This window comes from Alterinioella sp., assembly GCF_058343375.1.
Genome location: NZ_JBTUJH010000063.1, coordinates 1 through 17,377, shown reverse-complemented (window position 1 = coordinate 17,377; position 17,377 = coordinate 1). Strand labels below are relative to the sequence as shown.

13 protein-coding genes and 1 pseudogene are annotated in these 17,377 nt (G+C 64.6%); 10 read left to right on the top strand and 4 right to left on the bottom strand.

Annotated elements, in window-relative coordinates:
• Together ACW8PS_RS09295 and ACW8PS_RS09290 are read right to left on the bottom strand one after the other, a co-directional pair.
• Positions 1 to 1,596, bottom strand: a 1,596-nt coding sequence (locus ACW8PS_RS09295; protein WP_491527089.1) for a DNA gyrase/topoisomerase IV subunit B, incomplete at its 3' end; no start/stop codon positions are given.
• Between the two features lie 88 nt (positions 1,597 to 1,684).
• Entirely contained in the window at positions 1,685 to 3,040 is a 1,356-nt protein-coding gene (locus tag ACW8PS_RS09290) for a hypothetical protein (protein WP_491527088.1), read from the bottom strand.
• A gap of 325 nt (positions 3,041 to 3,365) precedes the next feature.
• On the opposite strand from ACW8PS_RS09290, the gene ppk2 reads away from it, so the two are divergent.
• Positions 3,366 to 4,307, top strand: a complete 942-nt coding sequence (gene ppk2 / locus ACW8PS_RS09285; protein WP_491527086.1) for a polyphosphate kinase 2 — start codon at positions 3,366 to 3,368, stop codon at positions 4,305 to 4,307.
• Between the two features lie 106 nt (positions 4,308 to 4,413).
• Here ppk2 and ACW8PS_RS09280 read toward each other — a convergent pair whose 3' ends face one another.
• On the bottom strand, positions 4,414 to 4,854 hold the full coding sequence (locus ACW8PS_RS09280) for a hypothetical protein (RefSeq protein ID WP_491527085.1): 441 nt from the start codon (positions 4,852 to 4,854) through the stop codon (positions 4,414 to 4,416).
• A 193-nt stretch (positions 4,855 to 5,047) separates the two neighbouring features.
• Here ACW8PS_RS09280 and ACW8PS_RS09275 point away from each other — a divergent pair, with 193 nt between their 5' ends.
• The gene (locus ACW8PS_RS09275; protein ID WP_491527084.1) at positions 5,048 to 6,394 is read left to right on the top strand and encodes an MATE family efflux transporter; all 1,347 of its coding nucleotides are present in this window, start codon (positions 5,048 to 5,050) and stop codon (positions 6,392 to 6,394) included.
• A 121-nt stretch (positions 6,395 to 6,515) separates the two neighbouring features.
• On the opposite strand, the pseudogene ACW8PS_RS09270 reads toward ACW8PS_RS09275, so the two are convergent.
• Positions 6,516 to 7,218 (bottom strand): annotated as a pseudogene (locus ACW8PS_RS09270) (M20/M25/M40 family metallo-hydrolase); the annotation flags it as partial.
• 257 nt (positions 7,219 to 7,475) lie between these two features.
• Between ACW8PS_RS09270 and ACW8PS_RS09265 the strand changes: the two are divergent.
• The 8 genes from ACW8PS_RS09265 to eda all read left to right on the top strand — a co-directional run bounded on the left by ACW8PS_RS09265 (position 7,476) and on the right by eda (position 17,229).
• Positions 7,476 to 8,114: a 5-aminolevulic acid synthase gene (locus tag ACW8PS_RS09265; RefSeq protein ID WP_491527083.1), complete on the top strand. Its 639-nt coding sequence runs from the start codon at positions 7,476 to 7,478 to the stop codon at positions 8,112 to 8,114.
• Positions 8,115 to 8,295: 181 nt separating this feature from the next.
• Positions 8,296 to 9,519, top strand: a complete 1,224-nt coding sequence (hemA, locus tag ACW8PS_RS09260) for a 5-aminolevulinate synthase (RefSeq protein WP_491527082.1) — start codon at positions 8,296 to 8,298, stop codon at positions 9,517 to 9,519.
• A gap of 156 nt (positions 9,520 to 9,675) precedes the next feature.
• Complete coding sequence (locus tag ACW8PS_RS09255) at positions 9,676 to 10,908, top strand: helix-turn-helix domain-containing protein (RefSeq protein WP_491527081.1); 1,233 nt, start codon at positions 9,676 to 9,678, stop codon at positions 10,906 to 10,908.
• A gap of 76 nt (positions 10,909 to 10,984) precedes the next feature.
• Positions 10,985 to 12,106, top strand: a complete 1,122-nt coding sequence (ispG, locus tag ACW8PS_RS09250) for a flavodoxin-dependent (E)-4-hydroxy-3-methylbut-2-enyl-diphosphate synthase (protein ID WP_491527080.1) — start codon at positions 10,985 to 10,987, stop codon at positions 12,104 to 12,106.
• 377 nt (positions 12,107 to 12,483) lie between these two features.
• Positions 12,484 to 13,896, top strand: coding sequence for an FAD-binding oxidoreductase (locus ACW8PS_RS09245; protein ID WP_491527079.1), 1,413 nt, complete (start codon positions 12,484 to 12,486; stop codon positions 13,894 to 13,896).
• Positions 13,889 to 14,593, top strand: coding sequence for a VIT1/CCC1 transporter family protein (locus ACW8PS_RS09240; RefSeq protein WP_491527078.1), 705 nt, complete (start codon positions 13,889 to 13,891; stop codon positions 14,591 to 14,593). Before ACW8PS_RS09245 ends, ACW8PS_RS09240 begins: the two co-directional genes overlap by 8 nt.
• A 75-nt stretch (positions 14,594 to 14,668) precedes the next feature.
• Positions 14,669 to 16,474, top strand: coding sequence for a phosphogluconate dehydratase (gene edd, locus ACW8PS_RS09235; protein WP_491527077.1), 1,806 nt, complete (start codon positions 14,669 to 14,671; stop codon positions 16,472 to 16,474).
• A 113-nt stretch (positions 16,475 to 16,587) separates the two neighbouring features.
• Complete coding sequence (eda, locus tag ACW8PS_RS09230) at positions 16,588 to 17,229, top strand: bifunctional 4-hydroxy-2-oxoglutarate aldolase/2-dehydro-3-deoxy-phosphogluconate aldolase (protein ID WP_491527076.1); 642 nt, start codon at positions 16,588 to 16,590, stop codon at positions 17,227 to 17,229.
• Positions 17,230 to 17,377 lie beyond the last annotated feature (148 nt).

Genomic DNA, 17,377 nt, shown 5'->3' with positions numbered 1-17,377 from the left:
CTGCGTAAAGAAGAACGTCATCAACAGCGCCGAGATATGGGCCCCGTCGACATCGGCATCGGTCATGATGATGATTTTTTCATAGCGCAGATCGTCGATCGAAAACTTGGCCCCCATGCCGACGCCCATCGCCTGACACAGGTCCGAGATCTCGGCGTTCTGGTTCATCTTGTTCGAGGCCGCGCCCAGAACATTCAGGATCTTGCCGCGCAGGGGCAACAGCGCCTGGGTCTTGCGATTGCGCGCCATCTTGGCCGAGCCGCCGGCGCTGTCGCCTTCCACGATGAACAATTCCGTCCCGTCGCGGGCCGAGTTGGAACAATCGACCAGCTTGCCGGGCAGGCGCAGCCGTTTGGTGGCCGATTTGCGCGCGGTCTCTTTTTCCTGCCGCCTGCGCAGCCGTTCCTCGTCCCGCAGCACCAGAAAATCAAGGATCGCGCCCGCCGGCTTGGTATCGGAGGCCAGCCAATTGTCGAAATGGTCGCGCACCGCGCCCTCGACCAGCCGCGCGGCCTCGGCGGTGGCCAGCCGGTCCTTGGTCTGGCCGACAAATTCAGGCTCGCGGATGAAACACGAGACCAGCGCGCAGCCCCCCGTCAGCAGATCGTCGCGGGTAATCTGCGCCGCCTTGCGGTTGCCGACCAGCTCGCCATAGGCCCGGATCCCCTTCAGGATCGCGGTCCAGAACCCGGCCTCATGGGTGCCGCCCTCGGGCGTCGGCACGGTGTTGCAGTAAGATTGCAGGAACCCGTCGCGCGACGGCGTCCAGTTGATCGCCCATTCGACCTTGCCCGGCGTGTTGAAGCGCTCCTTGAACCCCACGGTGCCGGCAAAGGGCGCATCGGCATAGGTCGAGGCCCCCCCCAGCGTTTCGCGCAGATAATCCGACAGCCCGCCGGGAAAGTGGAAACTGGCCTCGCGCGGCGTCTCGCCATCATCAATTGCCGATTTCCAGCGAATCTCGACGCCGGAAAACAGATAGGCCTTTGAGCGCACCATCTTCAGCATCCGGGCCGGTTTGAACCGGTGATGCCCGAATATCTGCTCATCGGCATGAAAGGTCACCGATGTGCCACGCCGGTTGGGGGCCGGGCCCACCGCCTGCACCGGGCCTTGCGGAATCCCGCGCGAAAATTCCTGCGCGAACAGCTCGCGGTTGCGGGCCACTTCAACGCGCAGATGATCCGACAGCGCATTGACCACCGACACGCCGACACCATGCAACCCGCCCGAGGTCTCATAGGTATCGCCGGAAAACTTGCCGCCCGAATGCAGCGTGCACAAGATCACCTCCAACGCCGATTTACCGGGGAATTTCGGGTGCGGATCGACCGGAATACCACGGCCATTATCGCGGATGGTGACGGAATGATCGGCGTGCAGCTCCACCTCGATGCGGCTGGCATGCCCGGCCACGGCCTCATCCATCGAATTGTCCAGCACTTCAGCCACCAGATGATGCAACGCGCGCTCATCGGTGCCGCCAATATACATGCCGGGGCGTTTGCGGACGGGTTCCAGCCCCTCCAGCACCTCGATCGAGGATGCGTCATAGCCCCCGACATCCGTTACCGGGGAAAGAAGATCATCGGCCATCAGTTCTGCTCTATATTGTGTTTTGCCCGCCACATTAGAGCAGATTTGGGGCAGAGGGAATAGGCCGATTGCCCCCCGCGCCCCGCTTTCAGCCTGAGATCAGGCCGGCATTATAGGCCTCGACGCCAATGATGACGGGCTCGCTGCCAGAACCCTGAACCTCGATCTGGGCGGGCGGGTGGCCCCAGGCAGCGGCGCTGGTATCGGCGGAGCCGGTGCCGCCGGCCGCACCGGGCAGGATATTGAGCCGCACGCCGCCGCGATACTCATCGAAACTGGCTCCATTGCTGGGTGAAAAGCTGCCATCGGCCCCGACATAGACGCCAAGGCGGCCGCGGTTGATACCGCCCTCGCCGCGCAGCCGCACGGTGCCATCCCCATCTACCAGAACATGCAGCGAAAAACCCGGAACACTGATTGAAAAGCCCGAATTGAGGCCCGGAATCAGAATGCCATATTCGGGGAACTCCTCCTGACAATTATAGCTGGTGGGATAGGGCTGCCCGGCCCGGCAAGCCAACAGCGCTGAAGCGCTTTCCATCTCGCAGGTGACCCGCATCAGCCCGCCGATAATCCCGCCCGGGCAGATATTTGCGCAGCCGAAATCGACACTGCACTGGTTTTGCAACTGCCGAAGATAGGGCGCGGCGACGCCGGGCAGGGCGGCGGCGGTAACGCGCAGCGCAGGCCCGTTGGGGTCCAGCAGATGGGCCCGCGCCAGCGCCCGTGCCGCGCCTTCGACATCACCCGCAGCACTGCGCGAACGGGCAAGATTGGTCCAGTAAAGCGCCTCATCGGCGGCAAATTCCGTGGCCCGTTCGCCCGCGGCGATGGCCTCCTGCAAGCGGCCTGTCGCGCGCGCGGCATTGCCCAGATTGTTCTGGATCGCGGCGCGGTCAGGGGCCAGTTCGGCGGCCCGGGCGGCGGTGAAATAGGCCGCATCAAGCCAGGCCGGATCGCTGCCCTCGGGGTCGTTTTCATAGGTTTGCAGCAACATCACCGCGAAATTGTTCAGTGAGGCCGGATCGTCGGGCTCCAGCGTGGAATCATAGCCAAAGAACCAGGCCGCGCGGTCGAAATGGCGCCGACCATACAGCAGATGGCCCAGCGTGGCACCGGTCACGCCGGCGGGCAGATCGGCCAAAAGCGCGCTGAACTCCTCGGTCTCGCCAGGCTCGAACCGGCCGCCCAGGCTGGCCAATGCGGCACCGATGGGGCTGTCGCCGGGCGCGCCGGCGACCACGTCTGGCACCGCCGGGGGATCGGCCGGGGCCGGGGCAGCGGTGGGGGCAGGGGGCGGGGCAGGGTCCGGTGGCGGGGAATTTGCGGGCTTGGTGTCTGTCACCACAGGAATGTCGGGCAGTTTCTGGGCCGCAAGCGGCGATATGGTGCCAAATTGAATGATACCGGCAAGGGCCATGAGGAACACAACACGGCAAGTCATGAGGTTTCTCCTTCGTCCGGATCATAGCGCAAAAAGCGCCAACCGTCCATTTCCAGCGGTTTGCATGATCTCTCTGGCACCCGTCTCGCGCAGGCCGGCGGGTGCGAGAGAGCGCGAAAGAGTGCGAGAGGGAAAGACAGGTGCCAACCAATCGCGGCCGCCGATCGGGGGGCGCGACAGGGGCCCGCGCCCGGTTTGCGAGGCAGGGCAGGGACATGGCGGCCATATTGCACGGAATATCAAAGACATATTGATGCCGATCAAGGACAGCAGCTGTGCCGGCATGACAGTATCGCCCGGAATATATCGCAACAGGAGACCCTGCATGAACGAAACCGGCCCCCCCGCACCCGACAAGACCAACGGACCCGTCAGCACCGAGGCCAGAACGACAACTCCGGACTTTCCCACCGTGACGCCCGACGCCATCCGGCACGGGTTTGAGACCGGCAACTACCCCTATCAGACAAAACTGGGTCGGCGCGAATACGAGGCGGAAAAGGCCCAGTTGCAGGCCGAGCTTCTCAAGGTCCAGCATTGGGCGCAGGAAACCGGGCAGAAATTTGTGTTGCTGTTCGAGGGCCGCGATGCCGCCGGCAAGGGCGGCACCATCAAACGCTTCACCGAACATCTCAACCCGCGCTTTGCCCGGGTCGTGGCCCTGAACAAGCCCAGTGATCGCGAACGCGGGCAATGGTTTTTCCAGCGCTATATCGACCACCTGCCAACCGCCGGTGAAATGGTGTTCTATGACCGGTCCTGGTATAATCGCGCCGGTGTCGAACGGGTGATGGGCTTTTGCGAGCCGACCCAGTATCTCGAATTCATGCGCCAGACGCCGGAACTGGAACGGATGCTGACGCGCTCGGGGATCCAGCTCTATAAATACTGGTTCTCGGTCACCCAGGAAGAACAGAAACGCCGCTTTGACTCGCGCGCCACCGATCCGCTGAAACGCTGGAAACTGTCACCCATCGACAAGGCCAGCCTCGATAAATGGGACGATTACACCGAAGCGAAAGAGGCGATGTTCTTCTACACCGACACCGCCGATGCGCCCTGGACCATCGTCAAATCCAATGACAAGAAACGCGCCCGGCTGAACACCATGCGCCATTTCCTGTCAACGCTGGATTACCCCGACAAGGACCATGCCGTCGCGCAGCCCCCTGATCCGCTGATCACCGGGCGGGCCAGCCATGTGGTCCATGCCGCCGAACATATCCTGGGCGCATCCCTGCATCCCGACCAGCGGCGCGGAGGTTAGGGTCAGGACCCAAGCGCCACACGGTAAAACGGCGCGCCACCGAGGGGTGAGGCGCGCCGTTCCTGCTGTCTCTTCCCCCAGGCAGGGGCAGAGCATTCCACGCGGGTCAGATGACCAGGATCTCGCCGACAGTCTCGGCGCTGATGATATTGCGCTGGACCGCGACCGAGGCCACGGCAACCAGCTCGGCGATCTCGGCATCGGTCAGAGTGCCGTCATTGAATTGCAGCAGCCCAGTCTCCAGCGCGCTCAGGATCTCGGCATTGGTCATCTCATTGGCGATGCCGAAATAGATCTCGGCATTGGCCTCGGTGACCATTCCGAGATCATAAAGGGCGTTGAAATCCGACGATCTGAACTGCACAAACGCGTCCGACACCTGTTGCGTGCGCAATTGCGCCTCAAGCTCCGAGGCCAGATTGGCAATCCCGTCTTCCACCACGGCCGTCGCGGCCAGCGCCATACCCGTCACCGCAGCCGTCAGCACGACCCAGTCAACGGTGATCGCACCGCTCTCGCTGCTCAGAAATTGACGAAAATTGGACACAATTGTTGCGCCTTTGCTGGGATTTCCACGAGCCGCATATATCGCCCCTGAATATGGCGCGATTATGGCGTAAAAGCCATATTTTGTTGCGACAATGCGGTTCCAATTTGGAAACGATGCCGTCGGGCCGGTGCCGCAGCAGGGCAAGAATTCCGGACTTGGCAGCGCTGCCACGGCACTGTAGCGCTTGGCGATGAACCGTTTTTCCCACCATCTGCGCCAGACCTGGGCCCTGGCCCTGCCACTGGTTGGCAGCCATCTGGCGCAGATATCGATCGGGCTGACCGATACGGTCATGCTGGGCTGGTATGGCATCAGCGAGCTTGCCGCCGTGGGGCTGGCCAGCATGTTCTTCTTCGTGCTGTTTCTGCTCGGCTCGGGGTTCGGCAAGGCGGTGATGCCGCTGGTCGCTGCCGCCACCGCCAGGGGGGACACCATCCAGGTCCGCCGGGCCACGCGCATGGGGATCTGGATCTCGACCCTCTTCGCGGTCGCCACCTTGCCGCTGTTCTGGTTCTCCGGCCCGGTCTTTCTGGCTCTGGGTCAGGAAACCCAGGTCGCGGCCAATGTGCAGGATTATCTGCGGATCGTGGGCTGGTCGATGCCGGCGGCGCTTTTGGTCATGGTGCTGGCCAGCCATCTCAGCGCGCTCGATCGGGCCCGGGTGCTGCTCTGGGTCACCATTGCCGGGGCGCTGGTGAATGTGGCCGTCAACTGGGTGCTGATCTTCGGCAATTTCGGCGCGCCCGAACTTGGCCTGCGCGGCGCGGCTTTCGCCTCGGTCTCGACCAATTTCGCCATGGCGCTGATGCTGGCGCTCTATGCCGCCTTCGGGCGCGGCATGCGCGGCTATGCGCTGTTTGCCCGGATCTGGCGCGCCGACCCGGAAGCCGCAGCCCAGGTCTTTCGCCTCGGCTGGCCGATCGGCCTGACCATGCTGGCCGAGGTCGGTCTCTTTGCCGCCAGTTCGGTCATGCTGGGCTGGATCGGAGAGGTGCCGCTGGCGGCCCATTCCATTGCGCTGCAAATCACGTCGATCACCTTCATGGTCCATATCGGCATCGCTTCCGCGGCGACCGTGCGCGCCGGCAATGCGATCGGCCGGGGCGATCATGGCGCGCTGCGCCAGGGCGCGCTGGCGGCCTGCTTTTTATCGGGCATCATGGTGGCCATGACCATCCTTGCCTTCCTCCTGATCCCCGGCCCGATGATCCGCCTCTTTGTCGATCCGACCGACCCGGCGCTGGCCGCAATCCTGGCGCTGGCGACCGGCTTTCTGGCGGTCGGCGCGCTGTTTCAACTGGCCGATGCGGCGCAGGTGCTGGCGCTTGGCCTGCTGCGCGGCGTGCAGGATACCCGCACGCCGATGATCCAGGCGATGCTGGCCTATTGGGTCGTGGGCCTGCCCGCCGCCTATTACCTGGGCTTCAAGGTCGGGCTTGGCGGCAATGGCGTCTGGCTTGGCCTGGTCATCGGTCTCAGCCTGGCGGCGCTGATGATGATGACCCGGTTCTGGCGCGGCCCGGGCCGCCAGACCTAGCACAGCTTCTTTGCGCGTCAAATTTCCCCGCCCATTGCCCGGCCAGGCGGCGCAGGCCGCCGAAAGCGGAGGCTGCACCCCCCGCGTCCTCGAAGTAACGCATCGGCAGAAACGTTACCTCTCACCGCATCAGCGCATCCAGAACCCGCGCCCAGGACCGGATCCCCTTGTGAAAGCTCTCCAGGTCATATTTCTCATTCGGCGAATGCAGCCCGTCATCATCCTTGCCAAAGCCTGCCAACAGCGCATCCATGCCCAAAATCTCCTTGAAATAGGCCGCAATCGGGATCGACCCGCCACAGCCGATATAGGCCGCAGGCCGGGGCCATTCCTGCGACAGCGCCGCGCGCGCCTTCTCGAAGGCCGGGTGGCGCGTGTCCATGATTGCCGCCAAGCTCGCCAAATTCCACCGTGCAATCGGCCGGCATCCGCGCCCGGACCCAGGCCCGGAAACGGGCACTCACCGCCGCCGGATCCTGGCCCTCGACCAGCCGGAAACTGACCTTGGCGGTGGCGCGCGCGGGCAACACGGTCTTGAACCCGGCCCCGCTATAGCCGCCCGCGATACCATTGATCTCAGCCGTCGGACGCGACCAGATCATCTCCAGCCCCGACCGGCCCGCCTCTCCTCGCCAATCGACCGGCTGCACATCGTAATGGCCGTAGAACAACACATGCGGCCCGGCACCTGCCGAATGCGCCACCACCATCGGATGGCCTTGCGTCTGGCGTTTCGAGGCGTCAAAGCCAAGCGATGTCAGCTCCGCGACCAGCCAATCGCCGGCATGGGCCGGATCGGTCGAGATCGAGGGGATCCGCAGCACCCCCCCCCGTCCAGAGCCGCCCCGCCCTTGCCAGTTTCATCTTGGCCAAAATACCTCAATCCAAGCCTCACCCCGGGCGCGGACATCGCCATGAAGCGAACCCGCGCCGCCCCGCAACCTGCCCAATACAGGCGCAAACCCCCGCCGCAATCCTCCCGGCCCTCACATTCGCGTTGTCGATATTGCCGCCGCCTTGCAGGTCTTGTATTCCAGCCCGGTCGCGTAAATCCGCCCGCCGCTGCCACGGAGTTTCATTGATGTCTGTTTTCAACCCCATCCGCATGGCCATTTTCGCCCTGACCACCTTGGCCATCGCGGCCCCCGCCCTGGCTCAGGATCTGCCAAACCTGCGCGAGGCAAGGCGGCTGGTCTTCGCACAGCGCGGCGCGGTAGAGGGCGAGGTGATCCCGCATCCCAGCCTGTCCGCCAGCGATCTGGCGATTCTCGAACAATTGGTGCAGACCCAGAGATACTACGCCGCCGTGGCCATCGCACCCGATCTGGGGCTGGCCTCGCCGGCCACCATCGCGGCGGCAAACTACCATGATGAAGACAATGCCCGCATCGCCGCACTTGCCGCCTGCAATGCGGCGCGCGTCGATGCCGAAGGGGCTGATGATACAGCCGATGCCGCCGATACCGCCGATACCGCCGTTGCCGACGCGGCCGAATGCGTGGTGGTTCTGGTGATCCGCCCCGAAGGCTGGCAGCCGGGCCGCGCCCTGCAGCTCAATTCCGAGGCCAGCGCCGCGCTGCGCCGCGACTTTCGCCGCATCGGGCGCGGGCGCGTGATGGCGATCTCCGACAGCACCGGCAATTGGGGCATGGGCGTGGGTGAGGCGGCCGCGCTGGCCGATTGCGGCCAGACCGATTGTCGCGCAGTTGTGAGAAATTGAGGCAAGACAGGCCCCCTTGATCCATGTCATTGTTGCGGGCGCGGCAAATTGTAACTTGCAGCAGACCGGCCCAAGGGCCTAATCACATATCGGTCGGGGCAATCGCAACCGCTCCGATCCGCCATATCCAGCCGCGCCCTTCGGGCCGCTCACGATCCGGCCCGAAGCAGGAGACGACCCAGTGAATTACGATGCCGCGCTCGACACTGCCCTCAATCGCCTGCATCAGGAGGGCCGCTACCGCACGTTCATTGATATCGAACGCCGCCGCGGCCATTTCCCGCATGCGGTCTGGACCCGGCCCGATGGCAGCAAGCAGGACATCACCGTCTGGTGCGGCAATGATTATCTCGGCATGGGCCAGCACCCGGTGGTTCTGGCCGCGATGCAAAAGGCCCTGAATAATGCCGGCGCAGGTTCGGGCGGCACCCGCAACATCTCGGGCACCACGGTCTATCACAAGGCGTTGGAGGCCGAGCTGGCCGATCTGCACCACAAACAGGCGGCGCTGCTCTTTACCTCGGCCTATATCGCCAATGACGCCACGCTCAGCACCCTGCCGAAACTGTTTCCCGGCCTGATCATCTATTCCGATGCGCTGAACCATGCCTCGATGATCGAAGGCGTGCGCCGCAATGGCGGGGCCAAACGCGTGTTCCGCCATAATGACCTGGATCACCTGCGCGCGCTGCTGGCGGCCGATGATCCCGCCGCGCCCAAGCTGATCGCCTTCGAATCGATCTATTCGATGGATGGTGATTTCGGCCCGATCGCCGAGATCTGCGACCTGGCCGATGAATTCGGCGCGCTGACCTATCTTGATGAGGTCCATGCCGTCGGCATGTATGGCCCGCGCGGCGGCGGCATTGCCGAACGCGATGGGCTGCTGGACCGGATCGACATCATCAACGGAACGCTGGCCAAGGCCTATGGCGTGATGGGCGGCTTTATCACGGCCTCGGCGAATATGGTCGATGCCATAAGATCTTATGCGCCGGGCTTCATCTTCACCACCTCGCTGCCGCCCGCCGTGGCCGCCGGGGCCGCCGCTTCCGTGCGGCATCTGAAAACCGATCAGGCCCTGCGCGATCTGCATCAGGAGCGCGCCCGCACGCTGAAACTTCGGCTCAAGGGCATGGGCCTGCCGATCATCGATCATGGCTCGCATATCGTGCCGGTGATCGTCGGCGATCCGGTCCATACCAAAGAGATCTCGGATATGCTGCTGGCCGATTACGGCATCTATGCGCAGCCGATCAATTACCCCACCGTGCCGCGCGGCACCGAACGGCTGCGCTTCACGCCCTCGCCGGTGCATGATCCCAGGATGATGGACGCGCTTGTCCGCGCGATGGACGCGCTGTGGAACCACTGTGCGCTGAATCGTGCCGATCTGAGCGCCTGAGCGCGCTTCTGCGGGTGCAATACATCTGTATAATGTGTTAAACATCTATGAACGCGGCCATATCTGGGGAATCAGGGCCGGGTTCGGGGGAAACACGGTCGGCAGATCGGCAAATCATCATAATATCGACCATTTCGCGGGCGGGACTGCAGGGGCATGAACAGGCAAGACAGCAACGATAACGGGGCGTCGGCTGAGCCAGCCGATGATTTTGACGTGTCCCTGGGTGATCTCATGCGCGGCGAACGCGCCACGCTTGGCAAATCGCTGCTCGATGTCGAACGCGAACTGAAGATCAAGGCCGCGCATGTCGCCGCCATCGAAAACGCCGACCTGTCGGTCTTTGCCACCCAGGGCTTTGTCGCGGGCTATGTCCGGTCCTATGCGCGCTATCTGGGGATGGACCCGGAATGGTGCTATCGCCGGTTTTCCGCCGAATCCGGCTTTACCGGGGTTCACGGCACCTCTGCCTTGCAGGCGAAAAATGTCAAACGCAGCTTTGGCGATGCGCCGGCGCATATCATGAACCCCAATGATGTGATGAAATCGGCGCGGGTAACCTTTGCACCGCGCCGCGACAGCCTGTTTTCGCATATCGAAGCGGGCGCGCTCGGCTCGGCTGCGGTGCTGATCGCGCTGGTTGTGGGTCTGGGCTATGGGGCCTGGTCGGTATTGACCGATATCCAGCGGGTGCAGTTCGTGCCGGTCCAGGAAGCACCCGCAACCGTGGTCAGCCTTGATCCGCTTGCCGGTGCCAGCCGCAACCGGACCGGTGGCGATCTGCCCGATGCGACCACGCCGATCGTGCCGGGATATGATCCGATCGACCGGCTCTACCGGCCGCAGGCGCTCGATGTCCCGGTTCTGACGCCGCGCGATCAGGCCATTGCCACGCTCGACCCCGATGCCGTGGGCCGGTTTGCCAGCGCCTCCACGCCGTCGCGCCCCGCCATTGCACCGGCCACCGCCCTTGCCATTGCCGAAGTGGTCGAGGATGGCGGTTTCCAGCTTGCCTCCGGCGTCCAGGTCACCGCCGATCCGATCCGCGATGAGGTCATTCTCTTTGCCGTGCGCCCGTCCTGGATCCGGGTCACTTCCGCCGCGGGCACCGTGTTGTTCGAGGGCACGCTGAATACCGGCGACACCTATATCGTGCCCGATGGGGCCGATCGGCCGGTGCTGCGCGCCGGCAATGCCGGCTCGCTCTATTTCGCCGTCAATGGCGTGACGCTTGGCCCCTCGGGTCCCGGGGCCTCCATCGCGCGCGATGTGGTGCTGACGGCGGATGCGCTCAGCGACAGCTACGTGATGGCCGATGCCAGTGCCGATCCCGATCTGCCACGCGTGGCCTCACTGATCCTGTCCGACGATACGCCCGACGCCAACTAAGGCGCCGCATTGCCGACCGGCCTGCGACCGATTAAGTGCAGCGGGGCAGATGCCGCAGCCACCCGGAACCGATTCAATGTCCCATAACCCGATCCGCCCCTGGCGCAATATCGACCGCCGCGACAGCCGCCGTATCCATGTCGGCCCGGTGCCCGTGGGCGGCGGCGCGCCGATCACCGTTCAGACCATGACCAATACCGCAACCACCGATATTGCCGCGACCATCGCCCAGGTGCAGGCCTGCGCCGATGCCGGGGCCGATATCGTGCGGATATCCGTGCCCGATGCGGCCAGCGCGACGGCGCTGAAAGAAATCGTGGCGCAAAGCCCGGTGCCGATCGTGGCCGATATCCATTTCCACTACAAGCGCGCCATCGAGGCGGCCGAGGCCGGGGCCGCCTGCCTGCGCATCAATCCCGGCAATATCGGTGATGCAACCCGGGTGCGCGAAGTGGTCAATGCCGCCCGCGATCATGGCTGTTCCATTCGCATCGGTGTCAATGCCGGCTCGTTGGAGCGCCATCTGCTGGAAAAATACGGCGAACCCTGCCCCGATGCGATGATCGAAAGCGGGCTGAGCCATATCCGGATCCTGCAAGACCATGATTTTCACGAATTCAAGATCAGCGTGAAAGCATCCGATGTGTTCATGGCGGCGGCCGCCTATCAGGGCCTGGCCGAGGCCACGGATGCGCCAATACATCTGGGCATCACCGAGGCCGGCGGGCTGACCACCGGCACCGTGAAATCGGCCATCGGGCTTGGCAATCTGCTCTGGATGGGTATCGGCGATACCCTGCGCGTCAGCCTGTCGGCTGATCCGGTCGAGGAGGTCAAGGTCGGATACGAGATCCTGAAAGCGCTCGGGCTGCGTCATCGTGGCGTCAGTATCATCTCCTGCCCGTCCTGCGCCCGGCAGGGGTTCGATGTGATCAAAACCGTTGAAATCCTCGAGGAAAAGCTCGCCCATATCAAAACCCCGATGAGCCTTTCGATCATCGGCTGCGTCGTCAACGGCCCGGGCGAGGCGCTGATGACCGATGTCGGTTTCACCGGCGGCGGGGCCGGGTCGGGCATGATCTATCTCGATGGCAAACAGGCCCATAAACTGGCCAATGACGGCATGGTCGATCATATCGTGCAAGAGGTCGAAGCCCGCGCCGCCGTGATCGAGGCGGCCTCTGAGGCGGCCGAATAGCAGCGCTGCGCTGGGCGCAAGGCGGGGCCTCCGGCGGAGGTATTTTTGCCAAGATGAAAGCTGAGCGGTCCGGATCATGGGGCCGGATCACAGGTCGCGTGGCGGTCGGCCCCCGCCGCATGATTTGGGTGCGATGCGACGAGGGCCTTGGTCGCGGATATCGGTTGATGAACCTGCCCCCGCGGGGCCGACCCTATGTCGGGCTTCCTTGCCGAAAGGTTAACGCACCCTGTCAGAGCTGAAGTTTCCGGTTACCATCCTTGACGCAAGCTTTCCGCTCCTTTGCGCGCCCCCCCCCGCGATGAAACCGCACCATTGCACCCTCGAGCAAGCCCGCATAGGCTTGGGCGGGGTGCTGAACAACAAGGGATGCGGACATGTCCGAGCTGATGTATCTGCCGCGCAACGAGGACGGCATCAAAACCGTTCTGGAGCTTTTGAAGCAGCGCTTCGGCGATCGGTTCGACACCGGACAGGCGATCCGTGACCAACATGGCCACACCACCACCTGGATCGAGAACCAGCCCCCCGACGGGGTCGCCTTTGTCACCTCCACCCAGGAGGTGCAGGAGATCGTGCGCCTTTGCGCCACGCATCGCGTTCCGATCATCCCCTATGGTGCCGGCACTTCGCTGGAAGGCCATGTCAACGCGCCCGCAGGCGGCATCAGCGTCGATTTTTCGCGCATGGACGCGGTCTTGCAGGTCAATGCCGAAGATATGGATGTGGTGATCGAACCCGGGCTCACCCGCGACGGGCTGAACAGCTATCTGCGCGATACCGGCCTGTTCTTTCCGGTCGATCCCGGGGCCAATGCCACGCTTGGCGGCATGGCCGCGACATCGGCCTCGGGCACCACTGCGGTGCGCTATGGCACCATGTCGCAAAACGTGCTGGCGCTGAAGGCGGTGCTGCCCTCGGGCGAGATCGTGAAAACCGCCACCCGCGCCCGCAAGACCGCCGCCGGATATGATCTGACCCGGCTGCTGGTCGGCTCCGAGGGCACGCTTGGCCTGATCACCGAACTGACCCTGAAACTGCACGGCATCCCCGAGGCGATCTCGGCGGCCACCTGCAGTTTCCCGACCGTCGAGGCCGCCTGCAACGCCGTCATCATGACCATCCAGATGGGCATTCCCGTGGCCAGGATCGAACTGCTCGACGCGCTCACGGTCAAGGGCGTCAATGCCTATTCAAGGCTGGACCTGCCCGAGGCGCCGCTTTTGCTGTTGGAATTTCACGGCTCCGATGCGTCCGTCAAGGAACAGGCCGAAAGTTTTGGCGGTATCGCCGCCGATCATGACAGCCTCGCCTTCACCTTTACCACCAGGCCCGAGGACCGCACCCGGCTCTGGGCGGCGCGCCATGATGCCTATTGGGCCTCGCTGGCGCTGCGCCCCGGGGCCAGGGGCATTTCCACCGATTGCTGCGTGCCGGTCAGCCAACTGGCGACATGCGTCGCCCGCGCGCAGGCAAAAGCGGCTGAGCTTGGCCTGATCGCCCCCGTTGTCGGCCATGTCGGCGATGGCAATTTCCACACCCTGCCGCTGGTCATGATGGATGACCCGAGCGAGGTGGCAAATGCACAGCAATTCGTCTCCTGGCTGAACGATCTGGCCATCTCCATGGGCGGCACCTGCACCGGCGAACATGGCATCGGACAGGGCAAGGCCCCCTATCTGATCCGCGAACTGGGCGAAGGCGCGATCGAGATGATGGTCGCCGTCAAACGCGGTATCGACCCGTTCAACCTCTTCAATCCCGGCAAAATATTGGTAAGCGATGTTTGATCACCTCAGAGCCCATGACGAACCCCACCGTTCCAACCGCTCCGGCTGGTTGCGTGCCGCCGTGATGGGGGCAAATGACGGCATCCTGTCCATCGCCTCGCTGATTGTCGGGGTCGCGGCGGGCGGCGGCGATCGGGTTGCCATCCTTCTGGCGGGCATCGCGGGCATGGTGGCGGGCGCGATGAGCATGGCGGCGGGCGAATATGTCTCGGTCTCCAGCCAGGCCGATACCGAGGCTGCCGATATGGCCCGCGAACGCGATGAGCTGATCAACAACCCCGAGGGCGAGCTTGCCGAACTGGCCGCGATCTACCGCGAACGCGGGCTCAGCACCGATCTGGCCGATCAGGTCGCCCATGAACTGACCGAAAACGATGCGCTCGGGGCCCATCTGCGCGACGAGATCGGCATCACCGATCTGTCGCCGCCGGCCCCGGTGCAGGCCGCGGTGGTCTCGGCGCTGACCTTTGCCCTGGGCGCCGCCGCGCCGCTGCTCGTCACCGCCCTGGCCCCGCTCGGCGGCCTGATCTGGTCGGTCGGCCTTGTCACCGTTCTGGCCCTGGCCGCTTTGGGCGCACTTGGCGCGCAGGCCGGTGGCGCGCCCAGGCTCAAGGCCAGCATCCGCGTCGTCATCTGGGGCATCCTGGCCATGGTCGCGACCTGGGGCATCGGCTGGCTGGTCGGCACGACGCTGTGACGGGTCAATAAGGGCTGGCGCTGTTAGCGCTAACGGTGTATAGATCCGGCTGAAGACTTCATCGAAAGCACCACCATGCCAATCGACCCCCGAATCGCCGCCGTCACCGATCGGATCATCGCCCGCTCCGCCGCCACGCGGTCGCTCTATCTCGACCGGATGCAGGCGGCGGTGACCAAAGGCCCCACGCGCGCGCATCTCAGCTGCGGCAACCAGGCGCATGCCTTTGCCGCCGCCGGGCCCGATCAGGCCGGGCTGGCGGCGGGGCGCAGCCCCAATATCGGCATTATCACCGCCTATAATGACATGCTCAGCGCGCATCAGCCGTTCGAGACCTACCCGGCACAAATCAAGGCGGCGGCGCGTGCGCGCGGGGCCACGGCACAGGTCGCCGGCGGGGTGCCCGCGATGTGCGATGGCGTGACGCAGGGCCAGCCGGGGATGGAGCTGAGCCTGTTTTCGCGCGATGTCATTGCGCTGGCGGCGGGCGTGGCGCTTTCGCATAACTGCTTTGATGCCGCGATCTATCTCGGGGTCTGCGACAAGATCGTGCCGGGGCTGATCATCGCAGCCGCCACATTCGGCCATATCCCGGCCGTGTTCGTGCCCGCCGGGCCAATGATTTCCGGCCTGCCCAATGATGAAAAATCCAAGGTGCGGCAAAAATTTGCCACCGGCGAGATTGGCCGCGAGGAATTGATGGCCGCCGAAATGGCCTCCTATCACGGCCCCGGCACCTGCACTTTCTACGGCACCGCCAATACCAACCAGATGCTGATGGAGTTCATGGGGCTGCATTTGCCGGGCAGCAGTTTCGTGAACCCGGGCACGCCGCTGCGCGACGCGCTGACGGTGGCGGCGACCGACCGGGCGCTGGATATCACCGCACTCGGCAATGAGTTTCGGCCCGCCGGCGAGCTGCTGGATGAAAAGGCTTTCGTGAACGGCATTGTCGGGCTGATGGCCACCGGCGGCTCGACCAATCTGGTGCTGCATCTGCCGGCCATGGCGCGCGCCGCCGGGATCATGCTGGAGCCTGCCGATTTTGCCGATATTTCCGCCGCCGTGCCGCTTCTGGCCCGGGTCTATCCCAATGGCCTGGCCGATGTGAACCATTTCCACGCCGCCGGTGGCCTGGGCTACATGATCGGCGAATTGCTCGATGCCGGGCTGTTGCACGCCGACACGCTGACCATCGCCGGTGCCGGGCTGGCGCGCTACCGCCAGGAGCCGAAACTGCAAGATGGCAAACTGGTCTGGAGCGATGGGGCAGGGGCCTCGCTGAATACCAGGATCCTGCGCCCCGCCGCCGATCCCTTCGCCGCCACCGGCGGTCTGACGGAGCTGACAGGCAATCTCGGCACCGGCATCATGAAGGTCTCGGCCGTGGCACCCGATCGTCACCTGGTTGAGGCCCCCGCCGCCATCTTCCACGATCAACACGCCGTCAAGGCGGCCTTCCGCGCCGGTGATCTCAACCGCGACGTGGTCGTCGTGGTCCGCTTTCAGGGGCCAAGGGCCAATGGCATGCCGGAACTGCACAGCCTGACGCCGGTGCTGTCGGTGCTGCAAGATCGCGGCCACAAGGTCGCGCTGGTCACCGATGGGCGCATGTCGGGGGCCTCGGGCAAAGTGCCCGCCGCCATCCATGTCGCCCCCGAAGCGCTCGATGGCGGGCTGATCGCCAGATTGCAGGACGGTGACATCATCCGCGTCGATGCCGCAAATGGCAGGCTCGATGTGCTGACCGAAGGCGTCAGCGATCGCGCCGCCGCAACCCCCGACCTCTCCGCCAACAGCCATGGCCTCGGGCGTGAAATGTTCGACCTCTTCCGCAAAGCCGCCGGCCCCGCCACATCAGGAGCCTGCTGCGTCAACTAAGCCCGCTTCCGTGCCCCCGCGCAACATATGCTTTCTTTGCTTTCTTTGCGCCTCCAAATATCCCCGCCGGAGGCCCCGATCCCGGCCCCTCGCAAACCTTGAGGACCAATATAATGACCCCGCAAACCGCCTCGTCCGAGATCCGCCGCATTGCCGCTCTCGCCCCCATCATCCCGGTTCTGGTGGTCGCCGATACCGCCCATGCCCGCCCGCTGGCCGCGGCACTCATCGCCGGCGGCCTGCCCGCGCTCGAGGTCACCCTGCGCACGCCGGCCGCGCTTGATGTGATCCGCGAAATGGCGCAGGTGCCGGGTGCCATCGTGGGGGCCGGCACGCTGCTCACCCCTGCCGATATGCGCGCCGCCAAAGCCGCCGGGGCCCGTTTCGGCGTCTCACCGGGGGCCACCAAAACCTTGCTGCAAGCCTGCGAGGATGAAGATCTGCCGCTGCTGCCCGGTGCCGCCACCGCGTCCGAGGCCATGGCCCTGCTGGAACGCGGCTATTGCATGCTCAAGTTTTTCCCGGCCGAGGCCTCGGGCGGCGCACCCGCGCTCAAAGCCATCGGCGCGCCGATCCCGCAGATTGCCTTTTGCCCCACCGGCGGCATCACGCCTGACAACGCCCGTGACTACCTCGCCCTGCCCAATGTGATCTGCGCCGGTGGCTCCTGGGTGGCACCCAAAGACGCGGTCGAATCCGGTGATTGGGCCCGGATCGAAAGCCTCGCCCGCGCCGCCGCCGCCCTGCCACGCTGATCCCCGATCCCTTTCATCTTGGCATAAATACCTCGGGGGCGTGGGGGCAGCGCCCCCACCCGGGGGGGGGGGGGCGGGCCCCCCCCCGGGGAGGCCCGCCACGCCCCCCACCCAAACACCAACCACAAAACCAACCACCCGGGGGGGG